Here is a 25,720-nt window from a genome sequence, read left to right as displayed (position 1 = left end):
TATGGACATTTTGGGCATTGATGAAGCTGGTAGAGGATCTGTTTTAGGGCCTATGGTTATTGCAGGGGTCATTGTTCCTGAAAAAATGGATAAGGTCCTTGAAAGAATGGGTGTTAAAGATTCTAAAAGACTTACTCCAAACAGACGAACTATTCTATCTAGAAAGTTACGAAAAATGTTTGAGTATGAAATTGTTGTAATTTCAGCCCGTGAAATCGATGAGTTAAGGGCTGATGGCGTGAATCTTAATGAAATTGAGAAAAATGCTATGGAGAGTATTCTTTTAAAATTAAAACCCGAAAAAGCTATTGTTGATGCTGTAGATGTAAAAGCAGAAAGATTTCAAGAAAATTTACGTAATGACACTGGTCTAAATGTTATAGCTGAACATAAGGCTGATGATAAATATATTGAGGTGAGTGCTGCTTCAATTATTGCTAAAGCTGAAAGGGATTCCTATATTTCTGAACTTAATAAGGAATACATTAAATCCGGTGGAATAGGTTCGGGCTATCCTTCAGATCCAACAACAAAAAAATTTTTATCAAATTACACTTATGATGAAATGCCTGATTTTGTAAGAAGGTCTTGGGCAACCGTTTCTAAAATGAAATAATTCTTTTCTTTTTTAAATAATTTTAAGTATGGGAATTAATAAATCTATTTTCATAAATGGTTTTTCAATGTAATTTTATATAGAGGATTAAAATGATTATTGAGTTTATTATGCCTATTATTGATGGAATAGTGGAGATTTTTACCCAAGGTGGAATAATTACATATATAATTTTATTCGTTGGTATATATGGTCTCATTATTGCATTAAGAAAGATTGCATATCTTAGAAAAATTAGTAAAGTGGATACAACTGAAATATTTGGTGTAGTTACAGCCTCAATGGAAAGGGGTGGTGCTGTTGAAGCTTTAAAACAAATTAATGGTTTTAAGAATCCTATTTCTAGGATTATTTCCGAAACTTTAAAAATCGGTTATAAAAACAAAACCGAAGTGGAAGAGAGTATGGAGCAAATCTTCATTGTTGAAGTTGCTAAAATGACTAAAGGAATGAGTACAATAAAAACTTTAACCGAATTGGCTCCTTTTTTAGGTTTAATCGGTACTGTTATTGGTATTTGGATGACTTTTAAATCTTTAGGCGTTCATCCTGATTCTGCTGCAATGGCGGAAGGTATTTATGTGGCTTTAACAACCACCATTATGGGTCTTTTAGTTGCTATTGTATTATTGCCGTTGTATACATATATCCAAGGGCTTATTGAAGCAGAGATGGATAAGATTGAGCTTGCTACAAAAATGACCAACTGGGGTTACGCGGTTGTTAAAGTTAGGGTGGATTCTAATGTCGAATGCGCTCTTGATGCATTGCAGGAAGCTGAAGGTGTTGTTAACACAAGGTTAATTTCCGATCCTTATGCGAATATAAAAGTTTCCTTTAAGCCAAGTATGCTTGATAAAAGTATATCAAATATTATATTAGAAAAATGTAATGTTAATGCTGAAATTACCGAAAGTAAACTAAAACAATAGGTGATAAGATGGCAATTGATGTTGGAAAACATAAAAAGAAAATTTCAGATCAAACCCCAAGTATCAATTTAGTCCCGTTTATTGATATTCTATTCACAATAATGATATTTTTAGTTGTAACTAGTAATTTTTCAGCTACAGATGTTCAAACAAATGATGCTTCTGATGTTGCGCAAGATGCAAGTGGAAAACCTAATGTGACTGATGTTTCAGGTGATCAAGAATATTATATAGTGCCTGTAGCCAATTTGCATAAAGTGACCGTTAACGGTCAAGACCGTTCCGATGCAATATCGGGCAGTGCCGTTGGAGTGCAAGCAAAAGTAATGGATGAAGGTCAAATAATCATTAAACCTGGAGAAATTAATATTATCACACCTAATGGAATTTCACCGGAAAAGGCAGTTCAAAAGCCGCAACTTTAATCGAGGGATGAAAATGTATACTGGAAGAATTTTATCAACAGGAATGAATAGTGAAGGCAAACCTTTTGTCGCATACAGAGTTTCAAGCAGGTCATTTCCTAATAGGCAATGTCTAAAATTTGATGAACGTGCAGCTGTTGTGCCAAAAGAAGGATTTGAGAAAGATTTTTATGTGAATACTTATATCGCTTACAATTGTATTCGCATTGTAGAAAATATGGCTATCGTATCCAACGGTTCTCAAACTGATGTTATAGCAGATAAACTTGCTTTAGGAATGAATATTAAAGATGCACTTGCATATTCATTACTTACAATGGATTACGAGAAAGATGATTATAATACTCCTAGAATCGCAGCCGTTGTCAAATATGCCGACAATGAAGAAGACTATGAGTGTTATATTGGAATTGTCAACGATAATAAGATTTTAGTTGAACAAGTCCCATACGGTAAGGCAGGATTTATTTCAACATATGGTAGTCAAGTATATGATGTTGTTGAATTTGATGCGAAAACATCTGCTGATGCAGCCAAATTTATTTTTGATGAAGGTACTTTTGCAGAATATGAAAAGCCTGTAACTTCTTCAGCAGCTGTTTTTGATGGAGAATGGACTATTGATGTCTATAATCCATAATTTTTTCTTTTTTTTAATTTTTTCAGATGGTTATTATGAGAATTGAATTATTTGGTTTAGAGAATATTCCTATTGTTGATGGCAGCAGCGATATTTCAAAAATTATTAAAGAAGCAATTGAAGAACAAGGTTGTGGCCTTAATCATGGGGATATTGTATTGATTGCTGAAACTTTAATTTCAAAAGCTGAAGAGAACTTCATAAAATTAAATGAATTAGTTCCATCACAACAAGCTATTGAATTAGCTGAAAAATCCGGAAAAGACCCTAAATTAGTTGAAGCTATTATTCAACAGTCCAATGAAATTGTTGAAGTGGGGCCAAGTTTCATCATTACCGAAACAATTCAAGGTTTTGTTTGCGCTAATGCAGGTATTGATGAATCCAATGTGGGTGATGGTTTAGCTACTCCAATGCCTAAAGATGCGGATAAATCAGCATCTCAAATTCGCGAATTCTTAGAAAAGGAATTTGGCGAAGAAATTGCAGTTATTATTACAGATACTCAGGGAAGAGCATTCAGATTCGGTGCAATAGGTACTGCAATTGGATGTTCTGGAATATCTCCTATTTGGAGAAGAGTTGGTGAAAAGGATTTATATGGTAGGGAGCTTGAAACTACCGAAATTGCAACATGTGATGAACTGTCTTCTGCAGCATCTCTTATAATGGGTCAAGCTGATGAAGGTCTCCCGGTAGTTATTATTAGAGGATTTGATAGTTTTGATAAATTAAGGGATGTAAATTCAAATATCAAACCTGTCCTCATGCCAAAGGAATTCGATGTATTTAGGAAATGAGTGATATTATGATTACTGTTTTTTCTGGCGGAACTGGTACTCCTAAGTTGTTGCAAGGTTTAAAAGAGATTATCGATCCTGCAAATTTGACTATAGTTGTAAATACCTTGGAAAACGATTATTTTTCCGGTGTTTATGTTTCTGCAGATATTGATACTGTATTATACACAATGTCTGACTTGATTAATGATGAATTGTGGTATGGTGTTAAGGGCGATACCTTTATCACTCATGAAAGACTTGAAGAGATCGGATGTCCGGAATTACTTAGGATTGGTGATATTGACCGTGCAACCAAAATACAAAAGACACAATTAATGAAAAAGTATGGTTTAAGCAAGGCATGTGAGATTCAATCAAAAAATATGGGCATTGCTTCAAGAATCATTCCAATGAGTGAAGAGAATTCTGATATAAAAATCTTCACAGATATCGGTGAATTGGAATTTCATGATTTTTTAATTAAACATCAATCTCAGCCTGAAGTATTGGACATCAAATTTTCTGATGTCAATCCAACAGATGGAATTATTGACGCTATAAAAAATTCTCAGGCGGTGATTATCGGTCCGTCAAATCCAATTACTTCAATTTCACCTATTTTATCATTAGAGGGTGTTCGTGAGGCTCTAAAAGACACTCATGTAATTGCTGTATCTCCAATTATTGGTTCGGACTCTGTTTCAGGTCCTGCCAGCAAATTTATGAAAGCGTTAGGTATTGATGTTTCATCAGTAGGTGTCGCATCATTGTATGAGGATTTCTTAGACACAATAGTAATCGATAATAAAGATGAGGATAAAAAAGTTTTGGTAAACCAAATAATTAATAAGGTAATAGTTACAAATACTATAATGAATAATTTAGATGCTAAGAAAAATTTAGCTAAAATTATTATTGATGATATTCCTTAATAGGAAGAGGCGGTTATTCAATGATACAAATGACTTTAATACAAATTGACAATTATGGTCCTTGGACTGTTACTCCAAGGCCAAGAACTGAATCTGATTTGCAAATGCTTCAAGCGAGTTTGTTCGCTGATTTAAATAATCATTTTGGAAATAAAAAAGGTTTAGTTTTCTTTACCAGATTTGATAACTTACTTGCAATTTCAAATGGTCTTAATGAAGAGGACCATTTAAGAATTCAAAGATCTATTAGAAACAGATATCCAATAACTATAAGTATGGGTGTAGGTGCTGCTGAAACACCTCATGAAGCTCAAAAACTAGCAACAATAGCATTACAAAAGGCGGGAAGTGCTCAATCTGGAGAAAGAAAAGAGATATTGGCTGTAGATAGTTTAGTAAGTGAAGAAGATAGTTTTGTCCAAGCAGCTCACATTGATATTAATAGTGTTACAGAAACCTTAACTGATATAGAATCTGCTTTTGATACAAGCTTCATGGTAAATAAAGCTCAACATTATTTAATGACTAAATTAATCAAAAAAGGAGCATTATTGTTCTTCATTGGTGGAGATAATTTCATGTCTCCATGTAACGGGTTATCCGAAAAAGAAATCGAAGATATAATGGTCGAAATTGATAATGAGATAGGTATCAAACTCAAAGCTGGAATCGGTAGAGGTAAAAATGCTGAAGATGCCGCATATATGGCTGATATCGGGCTTGAAGAAATCCGCGCTCACAATAATGAAATGTGGACATGGGTCATTGAAAAAGAATATTGAGGATAATCATGCTTAAAGTAGTTGCCCCAATGGCGGGAATAACTGACGCTGATTTTTTAAATAAAGTTATTCCCTATGGTTTTAATGTAGCTACTTTGGGTGGATACAGTTTAGACCGCCCCACAATTGAAGCAAGCAAAAAAATCATTGAAAGAGGAAGAAAAGAATTCCATTTTCCTGAGGATGTGATTTTTAATCATATAGAAAATGAAGTTGCTTCAATCAAAAAAGTTCACAGCAATGTGAAAGTTTCAGCAAATGTTAGATCAACAACTCCGCAACCAATTATTGAAATAGGCAATATTAAAGATTTAGATATTGTTGAGATTAACTGTCATTGTCGCCAAAACGAAATTTTAGATATAGGTTGTGGCCAGGAAATGTTGAAAAGAGATGATTTAAGTGATTTCATCTCTCAAATTGTTGATAATGTTGATAGTGAAGTTTCAGTTAAAATCAGAGCAAATGTCGAGGGTATTGATACTCTAAATATTGCTAATCTGATTGAAGATGCCGGTGCTGATTATTTGCATATTGATGCAATGAAGAAAGGTGTCTTTGAAGCTGACTGGGAACTTTTGAGAGAAATTTGTAATAATGTTTCAATTAAAGTTATTGGAAATAATTCTGTAAACTCACAGGAAAACGTCAAAAAAATGATTGATACAGGAGTTTATGGTTTTTCAATAGCACGTTCAATTATTTCAGGCAATTTGGATTTTAATATTACTAATTTTTAATTTTTTAAAACAATTGTTATTAGAAACTTATATTAATAGTTTAAAATATAAATTATTTCAATAGGTGATTTCATGGATTTTATAACACTTAAGAATATTAGAAAAACTTTTGATGGTGTTGATATTCTTAAAGATATTAATTTGAAGATTAGTGAAGGAGAGACTTTAGGTATTTTGGGACGTAGTGGAAGTGGAAAATCTGTTTTAATCAACATGTTAAGAGGTACATTGGATTATAAGCCTGATGATGGTCAGATTATATTCAATGTGGCCGTTTGTCCTAAATGTTTGGCAGTGGATTCCCCATCACATGCAGGCGAAAAATGTAATTGTGGGGGAACTTTAGAACTTAGAGAAGTAGATTTCTTTAATGCTGAAAGAAAATTATTTGCAAGTATTAAAAGAAGAATTTCCATCATGTTACAACGTAACTTCGCATTATATGATGAAGAAACCGTAATTGAAAATGTAATGAGGGCAATGCCTGAAGGTAAAGAATATGAAGAAGGCATTTATGATGCTTTAGAATTATTAGAAATGGTTCAGATGAACCATAGGGTTACTCACATTGCTCGTGATTTAAGTGGTGGTGAAAAACAGAGAGTCGTACTTGCAAGACAATTAGCTAAATCTCCTATGATGTTCCTAGCTGATGAACCTACCGGTACTTTAGATCCACAAACTGCAGTAAAACTTCACAATACCTTAAAAGAAGGTGTTAAAGATGAAGGAATCACCATGTTAATCACTTCTCATTGGCCTGAAGTAATGACTGAACTTGCCGATAATGTTATTTGGTTAGAGGATGGCCAAATTAAAGAAGAAGGAGATCCTCATAAAGTAGTTGAAGAATTCATGGCTACTGTTCCTGTTCCTAAAAAACCTGAAATTCCTGAATTCGGAGAACCGGAAGTTGTTCTTGAAGATGTTAAAAAACACTATTATTCCATTGAACGTGGGGTAGTTAAAGCTGTAGACGGTGTTAACTTAACAATTAATAAAGAAGAAATCTTCGGTATTGTAGGGTTAAGCGGTTCTGGTAAGACAACCACTACCCGGATGTTAATTGGTTTAACAGAACCAAGTGGAGGTAATATCCAAATCAAGCTTGGTGACGAATGGATTGACATGACTAAAGTAGGTCCTCTTAATCGTGGACGTATCATGCCTTATATCGGTTTATTGCACCAAGAATATTCATTATATCCTCACAGAACTATCCTTGGAAATTTAACTGATGCAATCAGTTTAAATTTACCTGCGGAATTTGGTAAAATTAAGGCTATTCATGCATTGACTACTGTTGGATTTAGTGATGATGTTGCAGTAAGTATCCTTGACAAATACCCTGACCAATTAAGTGTGGGTGAAAAACATAGGGTCGCTTTGGCACAAGTTTTAATTAAAGAACCTAATTTGATTCTTTTAGATGAACCAACAGGTACTATGGATCCTGTTACTCGTGTTATCGTATCAGATTCTATATTAAAAGCTCGTACTGAATTAGAACAAACATTTATCATAGTTTCCCACGATATGGACTTCGTTTTAGATGTTTGTGACAGGGCTGCTTTAATGAGAGGAGGTAAACTCCTTGATATTGGTACTCCTGAAGAGATCGTTGAAAAATTAACAGTAGATGAAAAAGAAGACATGCTTAAAGACAATAGATAATTCTTCTTATTCATTTAATATTTTTTTTATTTCTTTCCAATTTGGACAAAACTTGTCCATTAATTTTTTAAATTTTTTTCCATGATTAAATTCTATCAGATGACATAATTCATGTATCATGACATATTCCAAACATATTGGGTCTTTTTTTGCCAAATTCAAATTTAGTGTTATTATCTTATCCTGCCATCTGCAATTACCCCAATTTTTCATTTTTCTAACTTTAACTTCTGAAGGGGTTTTTCCAACAATTTTGCAGCATTTATCTAAAACTGGAGGAATCGCCTTTTGAAGTTCTGTTCTATAAAAATCAGTTATTATTTTCTCTCTTTTTTCGATTGTACTTCTTTTTGGCACCGGCAAGTAAATAATTGATTTATCTTCATCAATAAATACGCGCTTTATCTTGTCATTTTGAATCAATTGTAATCTGTATGCTTTTCCCCATAAGTAATGAGTTTCTCCACTTTTGTATTTCAATGGCATTTTGATGTCATTTTCCAAAATTAGCTTTTGCTTTTCTAAAATCCAATCTTTACGGGATTTTATGAAATTTTGGATATCTTTATCGGATATGAATAATGGGGCTGATACTTTTATATCTCCATTCGGTGGTAAAACGCGAAGATACATGTTTTTAATGTTTTTTCTCTCTAGGATAATTGTCAAATCTTCAATTATTATTTTTTCCGGTGTCATGATTTTCTATATAAAAATTGTATAGGAGCTTTTAAAAATATTTTCATCAATTATTTGGATTATATATCTTTTATAAAAAAGATTATATATTCATTCTTCAAATAAATTATATTATTATTTTATAATTAATGATTATTAATTCACATAGATGAATGAATTTGGAGGTTTATTATGACTTGGGAAGATGCACCATCTCACATTTGTAGAGGAGGAGACGTCAGGGGACTTGCTTTTTGTTGTCCTCCAGTAAAACCATGTCCAGTGTTAAATGCATTACAAGAAGTTAATTTAACTCCTCAAGAGTTTATTAACATTAAAATTCAATTTGGGAAAGAAACTAGATTAGGTGAAGGAGCAGGAACTTGTTTTGGATCACTTGTATGGTGTTGTAAACCATCTAAACCTTGCCCATTAAGAGACATGACTTTAAGGAATATGGGAATGAGTCATGAAGAGTATTTAGACTTAAAAAAAGAATTATCAGAAAGGTTAGTTGGTGTTAATAAACCTAATCCTGATGAAAGAGCTGAAGCATTGGCTGAAACATTCCATGTTACAAAACTAGAAGCGATGAATGTTTTAACTGAATGTGATAATGATTTGAGAGCTGCTGTAAAAGTTTTACATGCCAGATCTCTTGAAAATTCTGATTAAAATGGATTGGACTTCTCTTTATTTAAAAACAACTGATTTGAATGTTTTTATTTTAGGCACCGGCGAAGTTGCAACTAGAAGAGCGAATAAATTTTTAACTCATGGAGCTAATGTAAAATTAGCTGGAAATCATTTAACAGATGAATTGGAATGTAAGGGGGCTGTCTTATGTTCCACTGATGATGTTGATGAGTTGGTTAAGTGGGCTGATTTGGTTGTTGTAGCCAGTGGCGATGAAGAGTTGTCAGAATATGTTTGTGGAATTGCTCAAGATAAATTGGTTAATAGGGCAGATTTTCCACAAAAAGGGGATATAATTGTTCCTACAAGCTTTAATATTGGAGAAATTGAAATATCTATTTTTACAAATGGAAAAAGTCCATTAATGGCTCGCCAACTTAGAAAAAAAATTCAATCAATTATTACTGAAGAGGATATTTTAGAAATCGAACTTCAAGATTATGCTCGCAATAAATTAAAAGAAATTGTTGAAGACCAAAAGGACCGTAGAAACTTTCTTTATGAGATTTTTGAAGATGACAATGTCAATAATTTCATTAAAAAGGGTGATATTGGCGGAGCTAAAAATTATATTGATAACTTAATAAGGGGATTAATGTGATACTTAATTTAAGAGTTGACCATAAAATTGCAGATATTCAGTCAATGGAAATTATTTCAAAGGATATAGATGAACTATTCTGGAAATTGCAGGAAAAATATTCAATAGGAGAATATATTGAGATTTCTACTTGCAATAGGAAAGAGTATTATATTAATAATGATTATATTCCTGAAGATGAGGAATTACTTTCCCATGAAAACCAAAGCATTGTAATTGAATATGGCCAGTCTGCTATAATGCATTTGTTGAGAATGACATCCGGATTGGAATCCATGATTGTTGGTGAAGACCAGATTCTAGGCCAAGTCAAGGATGCAAAAAACAAAGCAATGAAAAATCATCATTGCGGAAAGGTTTTGGATGCTGTTTTTACAAAAGCAATTCATGTTGGACAGGTTGTCAGAAATAAAACAAACATTAATAAGGGATCTGTTTCTATCGGCTCTGCAGCAATTGATTTGGCTGAAAAGCACATAGGCAGTCTTGATGATAAATCCGTTCTGGTAATTGGCGCTGGAAAAATGGGTAAATTGGTTGCTAAGGCGCTTGCAGAAAAAGATTTGAATGCTATTTTTGTTGCAAACAGGACATATTATGTTGCTGTTGACCTTGCAAAGGATTTGGGTGGAGAAGCAATCCTTTTCAACGATTTAGAAAAATATCTGGCTACTGCTGATGTGGTGATTAGTGCAACTAGTGCTCCTCATGCCATAATAACAAAAGAACGTCTTTTAGGCATCGATATGGATTATGAAAATTTAATGATGGTAGACATTGCTAATCCTCGTGACATTTCTGATGATGTTCGTGAACTTGGTGTCAAATCATTTAATATTGACGATTTAAGGGAAATTGCCGAAATTAATACAAATCTCAGAAAAAAAGAATTTGGCGAGGCAGAAAATATCATCAATGATGAGTTCATTTTACTTAAAGAATCCTTTAAGATAATGGAAGTTGATGAATTACTTGGTAATTTAAGAGCATCTATGGAAGAGATAAGGCAACGTGAAACTCAAAAAGCTAGTGTTAAGTTGGCTGATGTAGATGGTAGCGTAAAAATATTGGATAATTTAACAAATTCCATTGTAAATAAAATATTTTATGATATTTCTAAAAAAGTTAAAAAGGCTGCAAAAGAAGACAATGAGGATATAATTGCAGCTTGTGAGTATATTTTTAATTCAGATAAGTAGGATGTTTGTTTTATTCAAACATTCCTTTAACATCTTTATTTTTGATTTTTGTTGATTTGATTGCATAATCTATATTTTGCATTGTGATTATTTCATTATCATTAGCAATTGCATTGTGAAGGGCAGTCTTAAGTATCTTTTCTTTAATGTCCCTTCCAGTCAATCCTTTGCTGAGTTTAACAATTTTTGCCAAATCCAAATCATAATCTAATGGCATGGTTTTCAGATTATTTTCTAAAATGGCTAATCTTTCTTCATCATTAGGTAATTTAAATTCTATTTCTTCTTCGAATCTGCTTCTTACTGCATAATCTAAACTACCGGGGTTGTTGGTTGCACCAATTGTTATCACTGATTCATTTTCACTGATTCCATCCATTTCTGTTAAAAGTGAATTTACGATTTCGGAAACATCTCCCCTAAGTGATTGGAAAGATCTGTGAAGTGCAATGGCATCAATCTCATCAATAAATATTATTGATGGTGAATTTTCACTGGCCTTTTTGAACAAATCATGTATTTTAGATGCACCATCTCCGACATGGTCGCCAATTAATGATGTTGCTTTAACTAAATATAATGGAACTTCAAGTTCATTGGAAATTGCTTTAACAAGCATGGTTTTACCAGTACCTGGAAGACCGTAAAATAGGATGTTCTTTGGTGCCCATGGCCCAAATTTTTCAGGATTGTCCAGATATTTGGTTATGACTTTAACTTTATTTTTTGCATTTTCTTGTCCAACAATATCTGAAATGAGTATATCTGATTTGAGGGCATATTCTTTCTTCTTATTTTTTAATTCATCAGTAATGAGTTTGATTTTTGTATTTTCAGATATTATTGAGTTGTCTGGTTTTGCTTTTATAATTTCAAAACCGTAATCTGGTATGATTTTTTGATCGAATAAATGTGAATTTTCTTTAACAACTAAGCCAAGCCATTGTTCGCGTGCATATTCTTCAAACAGTTCTTTATTGTTTATTTCTATATCTTCATCCATTAAATTAAACTCGAATGGATAACCAACAGGTTTTAAAACAACACATTCGGCATATTCTTTGGTTTCTGTTTCTTTTATAGTTTGTTTTTGGTTAGTTGTTTTAATTTCTTGCTTTTTATTATCACTTTTCATACCACTCACCTCCGATATTTTTTACACATCTAACATTTGTTTTAATAATTTAAATATTTGTTGAAATATAATAATGTTAAGAGGTTCATTTATGAGTTTTAGAACAAGAAGAGTATTGTCCATTACACCATTATACATGATATTTCAGTACTTTCTGTTGAAATACCTGTTTTTATTATTCGGTGGATTGGATGATGCATATTTGATATTAATTGCCGTTCTGTTAGGTTTGATCCATTGTGGTCCGGTCCTTTTTGAAACTAAAAAATCAACAGTCCTCGGCAGGTTCTTATCCACTATAAACGGCATTTGGATGTGGGCATCAGTAATGTTTTTAATTGATATCTTAGTTATTTATGTTATTGGAATGTTTGTGGATTTCCCTTTAGAAGTGATTGCATTAATGATAGTGATTGTTCCTATTTTAGCAATCTATAACTTTTATAAAGCTCATAAATTAGTTGTCAATGAAAAGACAATAAAATTGGATAATCTATCTCAGGAAATTAATATTGCCCATTTGTCTGATGTTCATTTCGGATCTGTTCGCCATAATGAGGTTATTCGCAAAATTGCAGATAAGCTGATTGAACTTGAAGATACATGTGATCTGGCAATTATTTCAGGTGATTTGGCTGACGGGTCTTGCGTGGTTAATGAAAACGATTTTGATTATTTTAAAAATGTGGATATGCCTATAGTTTTCACACCTGGAAATCATGATTTCTATCCTGGAATTGATAATGTTGTTCAGGCCTGTAAAAATGCAGACATCATAGTTCTGGATAATGAAAGAATGGAATTTAAAAATTTAAGCATTTATGGTTTAACTTTTAGTTTTGAAGATAGGAAATCTCCCAAAATCAATAAAGATATTTTAAATCCTGATTTAACCAATATTATCAATTATCATGTTCCATATTATTGGGAGGAATTTTCTGAGTTGGGTTTCGATATACAATTATCCGGCCACACTCATGGGGGCCAGTTCTATCCGGTTGTCTGGTTTGCTAATTTGATGTTTAAATACAATAAAGGTTTATTTAGAAATAAATTGGGAAAATATTTGCATGTTACGACTGGTGTAGGTTCAATGGATACTCCAATGAGGTGGGGAACAGATTCTGAGATTGTAATCTTAAAATTAAGAAAATCATAGCATTTATTAAACTTGATGTCAAAATATTAATTATATGACTATTGAGGATAATCACAATCATTTTTGCATTTACTGTGGGGCTAAATTGGATTATGGCCAACACTTCTGTTCACAATGCGGAAAAGAGGTTTATCATGATGAGGCTCCTGTAACTCCAGTTCGTTCTAAATATGATGATATAATCAATGATATTGAACATGAATATGACCTTAAGCAAAAAAGAGCTAAGGAATTGGTCGACAAACTGTTTGACCCGACTCATATGGCATATAGCAGATTTTCGAATTCCATCAACAAATCCAATCAATTGTTTAACAACCAATTGGAGGTTACAAAAAAGATGATTGAATTGGATGTTGAAGGCAATGACTTTGTGGAAAAGGAAATAGACAATAAGATTATAACATTAAATACCTTCATTGACAAAATGGAAGATTTGATTAATGAATTGGTTATTAATTTAAGCTCAAATAAAAAAGATAATGATGATATAAACAATCTTTTCAATGATATGGATGATTTAATCCATTCCGTAAAAGACTATTAAATCATTTCTTCATATAATTTTTTCATTTTCAGTGAATCAATGTCCCTAAGGGGAGTTTCACATATTATATTTGCATTCCATCCATTGTCAATCAGATTGGAAAGCAAATCTTCAATGTTAGGCCCATATTCATCACTTTCATCTAATGTATGGTGCTTTACTTCACCACCCCTCCCATATTCGATTGTTGTAAAATGGCAGTGGAGGATATCAATATCCAAATGATTTTCAATTGTTGAAAAAATACAATTGTAATCCTCTTTTTTAGTTAAAAACCCTCTGCCTCTTGCATGAACATGTGCAAAATCAATTGTTGGTTCAAAATGATCAAAACTGGCACATAATTCAACTACTTCTCCAACATTTCCAAGCTGTGTTCTTTTCCCAGTAGTTTCTGGGGCAAATGTGAAGTCTTTAATGCCTTCAGATTCTAACTCTTCGAACAATCGGTTAATAGTATTTTTTGATATTTCCATCGCTTTTTCAGGCTTCCTATTCAGATAAGCTCCAGGGTGGAAAACCAGCCTATAAGCGCCCATCCATTCGCCTGCACGAGCGGCGGCTATTAAATGTCCAATGCTTTTGTCAAGTTTTTCATCTTCTTTGGCACATAAGTTGATGTAGTATGGTGCGTGCATTGAAACTAGGATATCATGTTTTTTTGATTCATCTTTTAAAGTTGTTGCAGCCTTTTCACCAATTCTCACTCCATAGGGGGATTGGTATTCATATGAATCAAGCCCTTCTTCATTAATGTATTTGGGAGCTTTGTAAGCTGCACCTTTATAGTCAACGGGACTTCCAGCAGGTCCAAAAAGTACTCTGTTTTTCATTTAAATCAGTAAAAAAATAGTAAAAAAAGAGGGAATTTATAATATTCCCATAGCTTCATTAGTTTTTGCAATTGATTTTTCGTTGTCACTTTCCATTTCTAAAAGAGCACGAATAGCATCAATGTTTTCAGGAATTACATCTGATTCCTGATGCACTGCTTGCATGTAGAATAATTCATTTCCCACAACATTAATGGATTCCTTCCAAACAGGAATTTCATATAAATCATTTCTGTTTCTTCCAAGCTCTTTAGCATATTCCATTAATTCTGCAGTAGATCCTAATCCTTCTTCAGCAGAAACAATAATTACTCTGGAACGTTTTTCTAAAGCTGCGATAATGTCTTCGGTTTCAACATCATTGTTGATTTCAACCATAATATTGTGTTGGTGCATTAAGGTAGTTGGAACAAGCAATGCCATGGTTGTCACATCAATACCTTTCATAACAGTTTTTACGTCAGGTCCGTGGTGGGAAGGTACTTTTGGAGGATTTGGCACAATTGCGTTAATAGGTCCTTTTTTAATTTCGGATGGGTCTGATCCTCTTCTTACCATCACTGCTCTAACTTTCTTAATATCTGCAATTGCATCAATTGTAGATAATGTACGAGTTAAACCTGTGGTATTACAGGAAACAACTCTTGTGTAATCTGCACCGTAAGAGTCATCGTAATTAGAAATAGCGTTAAATGAAAGACCTGTCAATTCATGGTCTTCTCCACCTTGGTAAATGGCTTTTACACCTGCTTTTTTATACATTTCAAGGTTTTGTGGTCCGATACTTCCAGGAGTACAGTCAACGACCACGTCTGCTTCTTGAATCATGTCTTCAACGGTACCTGCTATTTCAATTCCAGCATCTTTGAACATTTGTTCTCTTTCTGGAATTCCAATGTATAATGGATAGCCTTTTTCTTCAACAGCGGTTCTTGCTTCATAATTTGGTCTAGTTTTACTTACACCAACTATTTTCATATCATCTTGAGCGGCTACAGCATCAGCCACTCTTTTACCGATGGTTCCATAACCATTAATAGCAACAGTTTTCATTTCAATCCCTTTTTTATTTATAATAATTTTTTTTAAAATATTATATGGATTAAGATTTGTTATTTAACTTATTTAAAATTTGATGATTAATTATCGAATTACTTAACTTATTTAAGTTATTAATTACTTAAAGAGAAACATGAATTATAAATTAGAAGGTGCCGGTGAGACTTTAGTCTTTATTCATGGACTTTCAGATGATTTGCTTTATTGGGAATATATGGCAACCTATCTTAAGGATGATTATCAGGTTTTAAGAATTGATTTGAGGGGTCATGGAGAGTCTGAATTAGGAAATGATAAAATAACAATAGGCACTTATGCCGATGATTTGTATAATCTTTTGGAAGATTTAAATATAGCTAATGTTAATTTGATTGGTTTTTCATTAGGAGGTGCCGTTGCACTTGATTTTGCTGTCAGGTACCCTCAAATGGTATCCTCATTGGTGCTGATGTCCACTTTTTGTAAAGAGGATAATCATTTAGAACCTTTTTTTGTCAAATTCAAAGATGCTCTTGAAAGCAGTTTTGAGGAGTTCTTTGATTTGATTTTACCGATGGTTTTGTGTCCGGATGTTATTGAGGGTAATGAGGCGGAAATTGAAATGTTAAAGAAATTCGCTTCACAAAATGCTAATCCTCAGGCTTATATCAAAGCAATTGATGCATGTGCGGATTTCAATGTTGAAGATAAGCTGTCTCAAATCAGCATTCCTACATTGATTCTAGTGGGTAAATATGATGAACTTACTTTGCCGGATACGCAAATGGAGTTAAAAAATAAGATAAAAGATTCTAAAGTAATTGTTTTTGATAATGTTAGGCATAATCTTTTGGTTGGCAAAAACAATAGTGAAATATTAAATATTTTGAAAAAGTTCTATAAAAAAATAAAAAGTAAGTAGAATGATTATTCTACTTTGAATCCAGCTTCTTCAACTGCTTCGTTAATGTCTGCATCACTTACGTCACTGGACATTGTAATTGTGGTGATTCCAGAATCGAGGTCAGCTTTTGCATCTTCGATTCCATCAACATCTTTTAGACATAATTCTACAGCATTTACGCATGATGGGCAGTGCATGCCCACAACTTTAATTTCTTTTTCAGCCATAATAATTCACCATATTATCGATAGTTAATATTATGTAATCGGTTTATTTAAACTTTTAGTTACACCTAACTTTTTAGATTTTTCAAAATCTTTTTTTGATAGTTTATAGTTAACTAGAGTGGCGGAGTATATGATTACAAAAACAGATCCGATATTGTGAATCAATGCTCCTTCGATTGGATTTATAAGTCCTAAAATTGCTAATCCAATAGCAATTATATTCAGAGTTAATGCAAATCCTATGCCTATATTTATAATGCGAATTGTTTTTCTTGCAATTCCAATTAAATGGGGAATGTCTTCTATGTTGTCATTAATTAAAGCAATGTTTGCAGCTTCAACACTAATGTCACTTCCAATATCACCCATTGCTATTCCAACATTTGCTTTTCTTAAAGATGGGGCATCATTTATCCCATCCCCTATCATCGCAACTTTATGCTTTAATATTTGTTCTCGAGCGATATATTCAGTTTTATCCTCCGGCAAGCAGTTAAATTTAACATTTCTAATTTTTAATTTATTTGCAATGAATCTTGCTGTTTTTTCATTGTCTCCTGTAAGCAATGTAGTTTTTATTTTCAGTCCTTTTAATTTCCAGATTGTTTCTTTGGAATTTTTGCGTATGGTGTCTGCAAGCAATACTTTCCCAATAATTTCCTCATCCTTGGATACATAAATTGCAATTTCACCGTTTTTAGATTCGTCATCACATTTTAAAAGTATATTTTCTTCTTTTAAGAGTTTTTTATTTCCAGCTATTATTCTTGAACCGTTGATAGTTCCACTAACTCCTTTTCCAATATGCATTTTAAAGTTGTTAACTTCCAGGAAATCATTTTTATTGTAGTATTTCACAATTGATTTGGCTAATGGATGTTCTGATTGTGATTCTAGGGAAGCGAGTAATTGCATCATTTCTTTAGGATTGTCGGATACTACTTCAACGACTTTTGGAGTACCGTATGTCAATGTTCCGGTTTTGTCAAAGACTAGTTCATCTACATGAGCTAATTCTTCCAGAGATTCTCCATCTTTTACTAAAATTCCGTACTTTGTTAAATTTCCAATTGATGCCATGATTGCAGTTGGTGTGGCAAGAACTAATGCACATGGGCAGAATACTACCAATATTGTAACGGATCGGGTTATTTCGAATGTGAATAGGTAGGTTAATATTGCTGCTGTAAAAGCTATTACAACAATCATTGTGGCCCATTTATCTGCTGTTCTGACAATTTTCGCATTTTCTGGTTTGGAGGATTCGACCAATCTTATTAATTTCTGAAGAGAACTTTCTTGGCTGATTTTTGTTGTCTTCATTAAAAATGTTCCATAAAGATTGATTGTTCCGCTGTATACTTCATCATTTTCTTTTTTATCGACAGGTAATGATTCTCCGGTTAGAGTTGATTGATCGATACTGGTTTCGCCTTTGATGATAATTCCATCAGTTGGGATGCTTTCACCTGGAAGTATTTTTAAGATATCTCCGACTTGTACATTTTCGACAGATATTTTTTCTTCTATGTTATTTTTTATTCTTGTTGCAACTTGAGGTGACATATTTATCAGTTGCTCTATTCTTCCATGTGTTTTCGCTACAGTATATTCTTCTAGAAATCCTCCAATCGCCATGATTGTTGCAATTTCACCTGCTGCAAAAATTTCACCAATAATGATTGATGCAATAATGGCTAATGAAACAAGCAGGTCAGCTTTTATGTCAAACTCGGTAATTAATCCTTCTGCACATTCTTTAAATATTGGGATTCCGCATAATATTACGGAAATCCATGAGAGATAGTCAATAGATAGTATAAATCCTACAATTAGGCTCATTGCAGAGATAAATATCAGTAGGATGTCAATTTTTTGTTCTTTGCTAAATGTTAAATTCATATTAAACAACTCCTCCCAATTGTATACTATACCCCATAGGGTATAAACCTAGATTAAAAAAAATTAAAGTCTAGAGTAATATTCTAAAATTGATGAAATGTCACTTAAAGCTTCATCTGCATCGCCATCTTTTATGGCATCTTTTACGCAGTGTTCCAAATGTCCTTCAACTATAATGTGTCCCACCTTATGTAATGCTGATTTAGATGCATTTACTTGCATTAATATCTGTTCACAAGGAATATCGTCTTCAATCATACGATCAATTGCATTTACTTGACCAATGATTTTTTTAAGTCTCCTATGTAAATTTTCAGTATCCATGCATTCTTTCATTGATATCACGTCCTATACCTATTGGGGTATATATTAAAAATAGTATATAAACATTTGCATTTTATAGTCTAAAAATAAAAAAAATAGGAGGAAAATTATTTTATTTAATTTTCCAATTCCTCAAGTTTTTGAGGGAAATATGTGTCTACAACATATTCAAGCCCATATTTGGAAAAAGATTGCTGTTCTGCTTTTTTACCAATTTTGAGCATCTTTTTAATTTCAGTTTGCCAGAAATCGTTTTTATACCTTGGGTCTTTTGCAAGCTCTTTAAGTCTCATGACGTCAACATCTTTAAGTTTATCGGTTGGTAAGTCATAGTTGATAATGTCGGATGCAGTTACGCCCATAAATTTAGCATCAGGAGTTGCTAAATCATGATTAACGTGAGCTAATTTTGCACTTCCAGAAATAATTACTTGTGCAATGTGGAATCCCCAAGGGTCTCCGTCGTTACATATGTATACTGGTAAGCCCAATTCTTCATTAACCCTTTTAATGAATCTTCTTGTAGCACGAGCAGCCTGTCCTTTAAGCCCAACAATTAAAGTGTTGAATCTTTTATTTGCATTTTCTTGAACCATCCTGTGGAACATTCCCATGGTTTCCACAGCGATAACTCTTTCAACACCACAGTCTAAAAATTCAACTTGGTCAATTGTTGGTGAGATAGTATAACCTGATTTTCCTGCTCTTGCTGCATTGATTTCGACATCATCATCTAATAGAGTAATGTCTCCATAAACTGATGCTCCGTCTTCTTCAGGCATTAAACCTAAATCTTCACGTGTAGTTCCAAGAGTTACCTCTAAGTCTTCTCCTACGATGTTTGATTCCTGTTGTGTTTTGAAACTTATTCCCCAACCTTCGGAAACGTAATACATTTCCCTGATTGTAGCGGTTTTTTCACGAGCAACTAAATCTTTACAGAAATTAGCAACATAAACCATTTGACCTAATTTTCTGATTTGTTTCACATTTCCTAAGGATCTTCTACCGTACCTATCCCCTAATACGTAGTATCTTTTAGCATCATCATAAACAATGTTCCCGGTACCTCTGGATGGGACTCTTATTGAAGGAACTTTTTGTTTTTCAATTTCTTCAATGATTTCTTGCCCTAATCCTTTTAATTTGTTGTAGGTGTATTCTTTTCTTAGTTCTTTATGGGATTTACCTTCTTGTTCAACTTTAACCATTTAAATCACCTATTCATCAAATTCCTCTTCTTCCTCTTCTTGGAATGTGTCTAATGAAGATTGGCCCTCTTCAACAACGTGTCCAAATTCATCAACTTCTTCCATGATGAGTGCATCAAGTTCTTCTTCTTCCTCTTCTTCCTCAACTGTTTCACCAAGCAATTCTGCAAGAGCTCTTTTTGTAACTTTTGCTAAAACGTCCTGATATTCAGGAACTCCAGTTTCACCAAGTTTTGCAGCTTCTTCGATAATTACAGGAACATATTCTTCGAATACTTTTGAACGTTTTTCCTTTTCTTTTGCTGCTTTTTTAGCTCTGATATGTTTTTGAAGTTTACGAGCTAATTTCATTGTGGCCTGTCTGATTTCTTGAACAATCTCAGGTTCTGGAGATACACTTTGTTTACCAGTTGAAAGATAAGGTACCTGTGTTGAGATAATGTTTACAAATAATGTTAATGGAGTGTTATCTAAGTCTTTAAGACCGTAACGTTTCCAATCAATACTTTTGAGTGCTTCTGTAATAGCACAGCTTCCTGCATCGAATGTTAAAGGAACTCTATTAGCAAATCTCATAATTTCAGATTTTCTTTGTTCGTTTACAACCCTACCTGCATTTCCACCATAAGCAAGACCTGCTTCAATAATGAATGAAACACCACCTTGGTAGGTTACAGGTTTTCTTGTAATTGTTGCTACAAATTCTGGCTGAAGGATTTGTTTCATACCTTTTTCGATTTGGTCAGACCCGATTGGTATAAGTCCATCTGTTGGCGGAGCCATGAATTTCATTTTCTTAAAGCAGTGAACAATAGCTTCTGCTTCTTGGAAAGTCATGTCCTTTGGACGTTTGTTCATGTCGATTCCAGTAACTTCGGAAATTTCATCAACTCTTTTATTTGACATCCTAGATAATGATGAAGTCAACATGCTTTTGTATCTTCTGCTGTCAGTATTTTGTGCCATTGTCATTATGTCATCAGCACTTACACCTTTTGGGTGAGGTAATACTTCTTTTGGAAGTACTGGAACGATATCTGCCGCTCTTTTGAAAATGTATTTGTGTCCAGATGGGTCTCTGAATGTAATTTTTGCATGAGGGTTTCCAATCATGGTTCTTCTGATGTATTCAAAAGCACCTTGTTCAGCTAAGGAGTAGGAAACTTCTTTAAATTGCAATTCAATACATACTCCTGTACTTTCGGCAGGATAATCTTCCCTTTCCATTAAAATTCCACGGTTGTTTTTAACATCCATTTGGAATTTCATTTTTACTCCTTTAATTTCACCGTTTTCTTTGTAACATGAAATTACGCGAGCTGGTTTACCTGTAGTCATTTGTGAAAGCAGTACACAACCACTACAACCCAGTCCTTGTTGCCCTCTGGATTGTATGTTTCTGAATTTGGATCCCGCAAACATACTACAGTATACTCTCATTACATAATCTTCAGGAATACCCGGACCGTTATCTTTGTGTCTGAGAATATAGTGTTCCTTGTCTATTCTTTTTAATTCAATGTCAATTTCTGGTAAAATACCCGCTTCTTCAGCTGCATCGAAACTGTTTGTAATCAATTCGTGGAATACGATTGTTAATGAACGGATTTTACCAGTAAACCCTAACATCTGTTTATTTTTTCTAAAGAACTCTGATGGAGTCAAGTTCTTAAAATCATTTCTCCAATCAAGTCCCGGTTCGTTTTCTGGCAAAAATTTTCCTCCTAAAATTATTATGTTTTAGATTATTATATGATGTTATATTTAAATCAAGTCAGAGAGCATTTGAAAAGTAATATTTTTACATTACCCTATCTGACCCTCATAAATATATGGTAAAATAATAATTTTAAAACATGTAGAAAATATAGTATTTACACTATGTTATCTATATATATTTGTTAAAGTATATAATAGTTTGCTATTATCCACATAATTTTTATAGTAATCTTCGATTAAAATGTAGGCGATATTGTAAAATTTCTTTGATAGTGAAATTTCAATCCAACATATCAATTATTTCAAAATAAATAAAAGTCATGTGAACTTAAAATATCTTTTCAGGTATAGTTATAAAAAAAATAGTGAGGAGTATTTAACTCCTAATAATCTTTTTCATCGAAGTCGATTCCATCTTTAAATTCGATTTTATCCTCTTCGATTCCAACAAGATCCTTGAATTCTTTCATTTTCAGGTCTTCTTTTTTGTGTTCTAAAAATCCATAAACTGATTTGTGTCTAGAACCATTTATAATCATCTCAATAGCTTCTTTAGCAACCATTATATTGTCCATTTCCCCAATCAATGACACAGTCTTACCATAAATCGCCATATCAACTTCAGCCATTTCCATGATTATTTCACGTGTTTTACCATCTTTTCCAATAATTCTACCTTTGTGTCTTGCAAGGGCTTTCTTTGACTTGCCTATGTATAATGGCAAACTGATTACTTCTAAATAAATGTCATCACTAATTAATTTGAGTGCAACTTCAGGATTAAATCCTCGTGCTACTGCTTTAACAATATGATTAGCGTTCCAGACCCCTAACGGATCTTCCATATCTTCTCTAGGTGTGATGTAAACTGTTCCGTCCTCGCTGTCTATGTCAAGGATGGTTCCAGTTGCATTTTCAATGGACTTCTTAACTTTTCCATTGCTTCCAATTAATGCCCCTACTCTATTTTGAGGTATTTTCAAATAATCTGTTTCCGGCATAATTTCACCTTTTTTCTTTAAATTACAATTAATACTTATTTACTCAAAGTTATTTAAAATTTAGGATTAATATATTTTTTGTAAAAGGAGATGTTATTTTTATTTCTTCTAAAATTAAAAAGATTTCTGTTTTTAAAAAATGAGTAATGAAAGGATTTGTTTATTCCTTTCAAAAAAGTTAGTCAAATCTATTGCGTGTTATAAAGATTGTGAATAATGCTAATAGGATTAATACGATTGGATTTCCAGTCACATGAGCTGTAAGTGCTTTTGCTGTAAAATCGTTGTCATCATCGTCATCATCTTCTAGAACATCAATCTCTTCTTCCTCATAACTTCCATTTTCATTTAAATTCGGTGTATCACTAGTTAGAGTTGCTTTGTTGACCTTTTCACCGGCAGTCAATGCTTTAGTGACAATATCTAAAAATACTTCACCATCATTTATGGATAAATCGCCAATATCCCATATTCCAGTTTCGGGGTTGAAAACACCTTTTGTTGTAGTATGTTTGGTGTATTCTAAACCATCTGGTAGCTGATCAGTTACTTTTACATTTTTAGCGGTGTCAGGTCCTAAATTTAAGACACTAAGTATCCAAGTAACATAATCGCCAATGTAGATATTTTCTTTATCCGCATCATTATCCAAGATTAAAAAGGCCCCAGTTGAATTATCTGATGTGTTTTCATTGGCCTCTTGGGATGAAATGTCATTTGAAGCTTCATTAACTTTCAAATCTTGGCTCTGGTCCTGATTCAAATCTGCGCCAGATGTGTCTGAATCGGCTGCACCAACACAAGTCAAACAAGATAGTGATATTAGGAAAATTAGTATTATTAACACTTTTTTTCTAATTTTAAACACTCCTTTACTGATATTGTGAGTTTTGTCTCACTAAATTTAATTTTTGATAATTATTTTATAAAAACTTTTGTTAAATATCATTCAATTTTTCTAATTAATAATAAACAAATATTAATATAAAAAAATTAAATATAATATCATGGAAATTGAATTGGATACTACTGGTGAAAAAATTGTAAAGGCAACATTTAAGGTTCTTCAAAAGGAAGGTTTTGAAAAAGCAACAACTAAAAAAATAGCATCTGAAGCTGAAGTCAATGAAGTTACTATTTTCAGAAAGTTTGATAATAAGCAGAATTTAATTGAAATTACAAAAGCTTATCATCTCCAAATATTAATCAATACCTTGGAAGAAATCTTTGAGTATGATGAAGATGAAGGAATCGAAGAATACCTTAGGATTAGCTTTTTTGGTATTTTAAATCTTTCAGATGAAGATTTTAGTATTCTTAGGGTGGCTATGGAAGAAGTTAGAGGTCTTCCTGAAAAAACACTTTTAATTTCAGAAATTACTGATTCTATTCTTAATAAACTGGAAGAATTTTTCAAACTGCAGATAGAAAAAGGAATAATTAGGGATATTAATCCTAAATCAATATCTGTAATGTGTTTCAGTGTTTTATTCCAGTCTGTTATATTGTGGAAAGTCTACAATAAAAGTCTTGGTTTTGAAACAAATCGTTATGGTGATGACATATTCGATATCTTATTTAACGGTATGATGGCTTAATTGAAGTTATTTTTTCAAATATCTTCTTATTTAGAACAAGATTCAGATTATAATCACATCATTCACTACGAGGGACGTGAATAATTAGTCGTTGATGATGATATGATAATTGGCAAAAACGAAGATAACACAGTAAACCTTACTGACTAAGAGCACTGTAACAATGTATTGTATTAGTTGTAAAATCCAGTAATGAAGAATATTTGTTGTATTCATGGCAAAAATAATAGTAATGTATCCAATCTGACTTAATGCCATTATTAAACAGTTTTAATAAAGATGATAATGTGAATGCAGTTGCATTCTAATTTCTTTCTTTTTTTAATTTTTTTTTATTAAAATTTAGGATTAACATATTCTAAAAAAGAAATTTTACTTACGCAATTTTGGATAAAATTTTTTTCTTAAATTTATGCATATATTGTAAAAATAATTCCTTCCTTAAAATGTAAAAAACTTAAAAGTTAGATTATGCAAATTACATTATATCCATGACATGAGATTGTTTAAATGATTAAAAAGGAATATCTGATAATTGCAATATTGCTGGTTATTATTTTTGCCGTAAGTATGGCAATCGTTAATCAAACTTCCTCAGATGATAATATTGTCACTCATGAGATTCTAGCAAATGACACTTCCCATGATCCAGGTTCTGTTGAAATCATAAGGAACATAGGTAATCCAAATTCCAAAAAGATTGCTTATGTTGTTGGTGTTCATCCGTTGGAGTATCAAACACATGAGACTTTGCTTAAGATATTGCCGACACTGACTGATTTGAACTATTGCTATGACATTTACGTAATCAATGTCACTCAAGATAAGGGCCATTATGGAGATGGATATTCTGACAGTGAAGATCCTGGCCGACAGAACGGGCAGAATTTGGCACTTAAATATGTATATCCTGAAATAGTTGACGGGAATTATGAATTGGCTATCGATGTCCATTCAAATATCGGTGCATATGATTACAAGACATTTGTCTTCAGTCCGGTCAAGGATTCAGCAAGCGTAAAATATGCCGAAGATGTTGCATTCAACTCCCCGAATATTTTTTATTATGCTCCTGACTCAACAACAAGCGGACCCTACTTGACAATACCCTTGAATGAAAATGGGGTGCCTGCATTTTACTTTGAGGAGTATAGCTTCGCACCTCAGGATGTAAAGGATGCGCACATGCTGGAACTTATCCGTGCAGTCGATAATTTAGATTTTAAGTAAAAAAAGAAATCGGGCTAGAATTAAATCTTTTTTTTATTTTTAAAAATAAGACTTGTATGTTTAATCTTTTAGACGTATTCTTTTAGAAGTATGCATTTTGGATGTTTTCAAGGGATGTTTAAAACTTTGGACAGCATATTCCTAAAAAAGAACTTCTAATTCTTCCATTAATGATAATAGTTCCGTAATAGAATT

Annotated in this window: 28 protein-coding genes; 17 read left to right on the top strand and 11 right to left on the bottom strand. The window is 32.8% G+C overall.

Translation table 11 applies throughout. The features are described 5' to 3' along the window. Position 1 precedes the first annotated feature (1 nt). From rnhB to atwA, 9 genes are all read left to right on the top strand, one after another. Positions 2–616: a ribonuclease HII gene (rnhB, locus tag TL18_RS09145; protein ID WP_067044567.1), complete on the top strand. Its 615-nt coding sequence runs from the start codon at positions 2–4 to the stop codon at positions 614–616. Between the two features lie 92 nt (positions 617–708). Continuing rightward, entirely contained in the window at positions 709–1,548 is an 840-nt protein-coding gene (locus tag TL18_RS09140) for a MotA/TolQ/ExbB proton channel family protein (protein WP_067044564.1), read from the top strand. An 8-nt stretch (positions 1,549–1,556) separates the two neighbouring features. Next, the gene (locus tag TL18_RS09135) at positions 1,557–1,973 is read left to right on the top strand and encodes a biopolymer transporter ExbD (RefSeq protein WP_067044561.1); all 417 of its coding nucleotides are present in this window, start codon (positions 1,557–1,559) and stop codon (positions 1,971–1,973) included. A gap of 13 nt (positions 1,974–1,986) precedes the next feature. Next, entirely contained in the window at positions 1,987–2,613 is a 627-nt protein-coding gene (locus TL18_RS09130; RefSeq protein WP_067044558.1) for an IMP cyclohydrolase, read from the top strand. A gap of 26 nt (positions 2,614–2,639) precedes the next feature. After that, complete coding sequence (locus TL18_RS09125) at positions 2,640–3,413, top strand: coenzyme F420-0:L-glutamate ligase (protein ID WP_067044555.1); 774 nt, start codon at positions 2,640–2,642, stop codon at positions 3,411–3,413. Between the two features lie 8 nt (positions 3,414–3,421). Beyond that, the gene (cofD, locus tag TL18_RS09120) at positions 3,422–4,327 is read left to right on the top strand and encodes a 2-phospho-L-lactate transferase (protein ID WP_067044553.1); all 906 of its coding nucleotides are present in this window, start codon (positions 3,422–3,424) and stop codon (positions 4,325–4,327) included. 20 nt (positions 4,328–4,347) lie between these two features. Further along, positions 4,348–5,109 (top strand): GTP cyclohydrolase III, encoded by a 762-nt coding sequence (locus tag TL18_RS09115; RefSeq protein WP_067044551.1) that lies wholly within the window; start codon positions 4,348–4,350, stop codon positions 5,107–5,109. Positions 5,110–5,138: 29 nt separating this feature from the next. Next, the gene (locus TL18_RS09110) at positions 5,139–5,849 is read left to right on the top strand and encodes a tRNA-dihydrouridine synthase (protein WP_067045499.1); all 711 of its coding nucleotides are present in this window, start codon (positions 5,139–5,141) and stop codon (positions 5,847–5,849) included. Positions 5,850–5,921: 72 nt separating this feature from the next. Then, positions 5,922–7,523, top strand: coding sequence for a methyl coenzyme M reductase system, component A2 (gene atwA, locus TL18_RS09105; RefSeq protein ID WP_067044548.1), 1,602 nt, complete (start codon positions 5,922–5,924; stop codon positions 7,521–7,523). Positions 7,524–7,529: 6 nt separating this feature from the next. On the opposite strand, the gene TL18_RS09100 is transcribed toward atwA, so the two are convergent. Continuing rightward, entirely contained in the window at positions 7,530–8,222 is a 693-nt protein-coding gene (locus tag TL18_RS09100) for a M48 family metallopeptidase (RefSeq protein ID WP_067044545.1), read from the bottom strand. 171 nt (positions 8,223–8,393) lie between these two features. Between TL18_RS09100 and TL18_RS09095 the strand changes: the two genes are divergently transcribed. Genes TL18_RS09095 through hemA form a run of 3 tightly spaced genes read left to right on the top strand, consistent with a single transcriptional unit; the run spans position 8,394 to position 10,697 of the window. Further along, entirely contained in the window at positions 8,394–8,876 is a 483-nt protein-coding gene (locus tag TL18_RS09095; protein ID WP_067044542.1) for a methanogenesis marker 9 domain-containing protein, read from the top strand. 1 nt (position 8,877) lies between these two features. After that, entirely contained in the window at positions 8,878–9,498 is a 621-nt protein-coding gene (locus TL18_RS09090) for a bifunctional precorrin-2 dehydrogenase/sirohydrochlorin ferrochelatase (RefSeq protein ID WP_067045495.1), read from the top strand. Beyond that, entirely contained in the window at positions 9,495–10,697 is a 1,203-nt protein-coding gene (gene hemA, locus TL18_RS09085; protein ID WP_067044539.1) for a glutamyl-tRNA reductase, read from the top strand. Before TL18_RS09090 ends, hemA begins: the two co-directional genes overlap by 4 nt. Before the next feature lie 10 nt (positions 10,698–10,707). Here hemA and TL18_RS09080 read toward each other — a convergent pair whose 3' ends face one another. Further along, the gene (locus TL18_RS09080) at positions 10,708–11,832 is read right to left on the bottom strand and encodes an AAA family ATPase (RefSeq protein ID WP_067044536.1); all 1,125 of its coding nucleotides are present in this window, start codon (positions 11,830–11,832) and stop codon (positions 10,708–10,710) included. Positions 11,833–11,923: 91 nt separating this feature from the next. Between TL18_RS09080 and TL18_RS09075 the strand changes: the two genes are divergently transcribed. Both TL18_RS09075 and TL18_RS09070 read left to right on the top strand, forming a co-directional pair. Beyond that, on the top strand, positions 11,924–12,991 hold the full coding sequence (locus TL18_RS09075; RefSeq protein WP_067044533.1) for a metallophosphoesterase: 1,068 nt from the start codon (positions 11,924–11,926) through the stop codon (positions 12,989–12,991). A gap of 34 nt (positions 12,992–13,025) precedes the next feature. Then, positions 13,026–13,538, top strand: a complete 513-nt coding sequence (locus TL18_RS09070; RefSeq protein ID WP_156064674.1) for a zinc ribbon domain-containing protein — start codon at positions 13,026–13,028, stop codon at positions 13,536–13,538. On the opposite strand, the gene TL18_RS09065 is transcribed toward TL18_RS09070, so the two are convergent. Then, entirely contained in the window at positions 13,535–14,371 is an 837-nt protein-coding gene (locus TL18_RS09065; RefSeq protein WP_067044528.1) for a TIM barrel protein, read from the bottom strand. The two genes, TL18_RS09070 and TL18_RS09065, sit on opposite strands and share 4 nt — an antisense overlap. A gap of 36 nt (positions 14,372–14,407) precedes the next feature. Beyond that, positions 14,408–15,424 (bottom strand): phosphorylating glyceraldehyde-3-phosphate dehydrogenase, encoded by a 1,017-nt coding sequence (locus TL18_RS09060; protein ID WP_067044526.1) that lies wholly within the window; start codon positions 15,422–15,424, stop codon positions 14,408–14,410. A 139-nt stretch (positions 15,425–15,563) separates the two neighbouring features. On the opposite strand from TL18_RS09060, the gene TL18_RS09055 reads away from it, so the two are divergent. Further along, the gene (locus tag TL18_RS09055; protein WP_067044523.1) at positions 15,564–16,331 is read left to right on the top strand and encodes an alpha/beta fold hydrolase; all 768 of its coding nucleotides are present in this window, start codon (positions 15,564–15,566) and stop codon (positions 16,329–16,331) included. Between the two features lie 5 nt (positions 16,332–16,336). Here TL18_RS09055 and TL18_RS09050 read toward each other — a convergent pair whose 3' ends face one another. From TL18_RS09050 to TL18_RS09020, 7 genes are all read right to left on the bottom strand, one after another. After that, entirely contained in the window at positions 16,337–16,540 is a 204-nt protein-coding gene (locus TL18_RS09050) for a heavy-metal-associated domain-containing protein (protein WP_067044520.1), read from the bottom strand. A gap of 30 nt (positions 16,541–16,570) precedes the next feature. Further along, entirely contained in the window at positions 16,571–18,442 is a 1,872-nt protein-coding gene (locus tag TL18_RS09045; RefSeq protein WP_067044517.1) for a cation-translocating P-type ATPase, read from the bottom strand. A gap of 63 nt (positions 18,443–18,505) precedes the next feature. After that, positions 18,506–18,778, bottom strand: coding sequence for a metal-sensing transcriptional repressor (locus TL18_RS09040; RefSeq protein ID WP_067044515.1), 273 nt, complete (start codon positions 18,776–18,778; stop codon positions 18,506–18,508). A 104-nt stretch (positions 18,779–18,882) separates the two neighbouring features. Continuing rightward, positions 18,883–19,977, bottom strand: coding sequence for a DNA topoisomerase IV subunit A (locus TL18_RS09035; RefSeq protein WP_067044513.1), 1,095 nt, complete (start codon positions 19,975–19,977; stop codon positions 18,883–18,885). Positions 19,978–19,986: 9 nt separating this feature from the next. Then, entirely contained in the window at positions 19,987–21,690 is a 1,704-nt protein-coding gene (top6B, locus tag TL18_RS09030; protein WP_067044508.1) for a DNA topoisomerase VI subunit B, read from the bottom strand. Positions 21,691–22,079: 389 nt separating this feature from the next. Next, positions 22,080–22,697: a KH domain-containing protein gene (locus TL18_RS09025; protein WP_067044506.1), complete on the bottom strand. Its 618-nt coding sequence runs from the start codon at positions 22,695–22,697 to the stop codon at positions 22,080–22,082. 178 nt (positions 22,698–22,875) lie between these two features. Next, positions 22,876–23,505 (bottom strand): DUF11 domain-containing protein, encoded by a 630-nt coding sequence (locus TL18_RS09020; protein WP_067044503.1) that lies wholly within the window; start codon positions 23,503–23,505, stop codon positions 22,876–22,878. Between the two features lie 199 nt (positions 23,506–23,704). On the opposite strand from TL18_RS09020, the gene TL18_RS09015 reads away from it, so the two are divergent. Beyond that, the gene (locus TL18_RS09015; RefSeq protein WP_067044498.1) at positions 23,705–24,295 is read left to right on the top strand and encodes a TetR/AcrR family transcriptional regulator; all 591 of its coding nucleotides are present in this window, start codon (positions 23,705–23,707) and stop codon (positions 24,293–24,295) included. A gap of 510 nt (positions 24,296–24,805) precedes the next feature. Beyond that, on the top strand, positions 24,806–25,525 hold the full coding sequence (locus tag TL18_RS09010; RefSeq protein WP_067044496.1) for a hypothetical protein: 720 nt from the start codon (positions 24,806–24,808) through the stop codon (positions 25,523–25,525). The last annotated feature ends 195 nt before the right edge of the window (positions 25,526–25,720 follow it).

Origin of the sequence: Methanobrevibacter sp. YE315 (assembly GCF_001548675.1) — an archaeon.
Classification (GTDB): domain Archaea; phylum Methanobacteriota; class Methanobacteria; order Methanobacteriales; family Methanobacteriaceae; genus Methanocatella.
This window is presented reverse-complemented; position numbering and strand designations above follow the sequence as displayed.

What these genes read in the sequence shown, in the direction of transcription:
- rnhB (WP_067044567.1), top strand. Translation starts at nt 2, where the DNA reads ATGGACATTTTGGGCATTGATGAAGCTGGTAGAGGATCTGTTTTAGGG.
- TL18_RS09140 (WP_067044564.1), top strand. Translation starts at nt 709, where the DNA reads ATGATTATTGAGTTTATTATGCCTATTATTGATGGAATAGTGGAGATT.
- TL18_RS09135 (WP_067044561.1), top strand. Translation starts at nt 1,557, where the DNA reads ATGGCAATTGATGTTGGAAAACATAAAAAGAAAATTTCAGATCAAACC.
- TL18_RS09130 (WP_067044558.1), top strand. Translation starts at nt 1,987, where the DNA reads ATGTATACTGGAAGAATTTTATCAACAGGAATGAATAGTGAAGGCAAA.
- TL18_RS09125 (WP_067044555.1), top strand. Translation starts at nt 2,640, where the DNA reads ATGGTTATTATGAGAATTGAATTATTTGGTTTAGAGAATATTCCTATT.
- cofD (WP_067044553.1), top strand. Translation starts at nt 3,422, where the DNA reads ATGATTACTGTTTTTTCTGGCGGAACTGGTACTCCTAAGTTGTTGCAA.
- TL18_RS09115 (WP_067044551.1), top strand. Translation starts at nt 4,348, where the DNA reads ATGATACAAATGACTTTAATACAAATTGACAATTATGGTCCTTGGACT.
- TL18_RS09110 (WP_067045499.1), top strand. Translation starts at nt 5,139, where the DNA reads ATGGCGGGAATAACTGACGCTGATTTTTTAAATAAAGTTATTCCCTAT.
- atwA (WP_067044548.1), top strand. Translation starts at nt 5,922, where the DNA reads ATGGATTTTATAACACTTAAGAATATTAGAAAAACTTTTGATGGTGTT.
- TL18_RS09100 (WP_067044545.1), bottom strand. Translation starts at nt 8,222, where the DNA reads ATGACACCGGAAAAAATAATAATTGAAGATTTGACAATTATCCTAGAG.
- TL18_RS09095 (WP_067044542.1), top strand. Translation starts at nt 8,394, where the DNA reads ATGACTTGGGAAGATGCACCATCTCACATTTGTAGAGGAGGAGACGTC.
- TL18_RS09090 (WP_067045495.1), top strand. Translation starts at nt 8,878, where the DNA reads ATGGATTGGACTTCTCTTTATTTAAAAACAACTGATTTGAATGTTTTT.
- TL18_RS09080 (WP_067044536.1), bottom strand. Translation starts at nt 11,832, where the DNA reads ATGAAAAGTGATAATAAAAAGCAAGAAATTAAAACAACTAACCAAAAA.
- TL18_RS09075 (WP_067044533.1), top strand. Translation starts at nt 11,924, where the DNA reads ATGAGTTTTAGAACAAGAAGAGTATTGTCCATTACACCATTATACATG.
- TL18_RS09070 (WP_156064674.1), top strand. Translation starts at nt 13,026, where the DNA reads ATGACTATTGAGGATAATCACAATCATTTTTGCATTTACTGTGGGGCT.
- TL18_RS09065 (WP_067044528.1), bottom strand. Translation starts at nt 14,371, where the DNA reads ATGAAAAACAGAGTACTTTTTGGACCTGCTGGAAGTCCCGTTGACTAT.
- TL18_RS09060 (WP_067044526.1), bottom strand. Translation starts at nt 15,424, where the DNA reads ATGAAAACTGTTGCTATTAATGGTTATGGAACCATCGGTAAAAGAGTG.
- TL18_RS09055 (WP_067044523.1), top strand. Translation starts at nt 15,564, where the DNA reads ATGAATTATAAATTAGAAGGTGCCGGTGAGACTTTAGTCTTTATTCAT.
- TL18_RS09050 (WP_067044520.1), bottom strand. Translation starts at nt 16,540, where the DNA reads ATGGCTGAAAAAGAAATTAAAGTTGTGGGCATGCACTGCCCATCATGC.
- TL18_RS09045 (WP_067044517.1), bottom strand. Translation starts at nt 18,442, where the DNA reads ATGAATTTAACATTTAGCAAAGAACAAAAAATTGACATCCTACTGATA.
- TL18_RS09040 (WP_067044515.1), bottom strand. Translation starts at nt 18,778, where the DNA reads ATGAAAGAATGCATGGATACTGAAAATTTACATAGGAGACTTAAAAAA.
- TL18_RS09035 (WP_067044513.1), bottom strand. Translation starts at nt 19,977, where the DNA reads ATGGTTAAAGTTGAACAAGAAGGTAAATCCCATAAAGAACTAAGAAAA.
- TL18_RS09025 (WP_067044506.1), bottom strand. Translation starts at nt 22,697, where the DNA reads ATGCCGGAAACAGATTATTTGAAAATACCTCAAAATAGAGTAGGGGCA.
- TL18_RS09015 (WP_067044498.1), top strand. Translation starts at nt 23,705, where the DNA reads ATGGAAATTGAATTGGATACTACTGGTGAAAAAATTGTAAAGGCAACA.
- TL18_RS09010 (WP_067044496.1), top strand. Translation starts at nt 24,806, where the DNA reads ATGATTAAAAAGGAATATCTGATAATTGCAATATTGCTGGTTATTATT.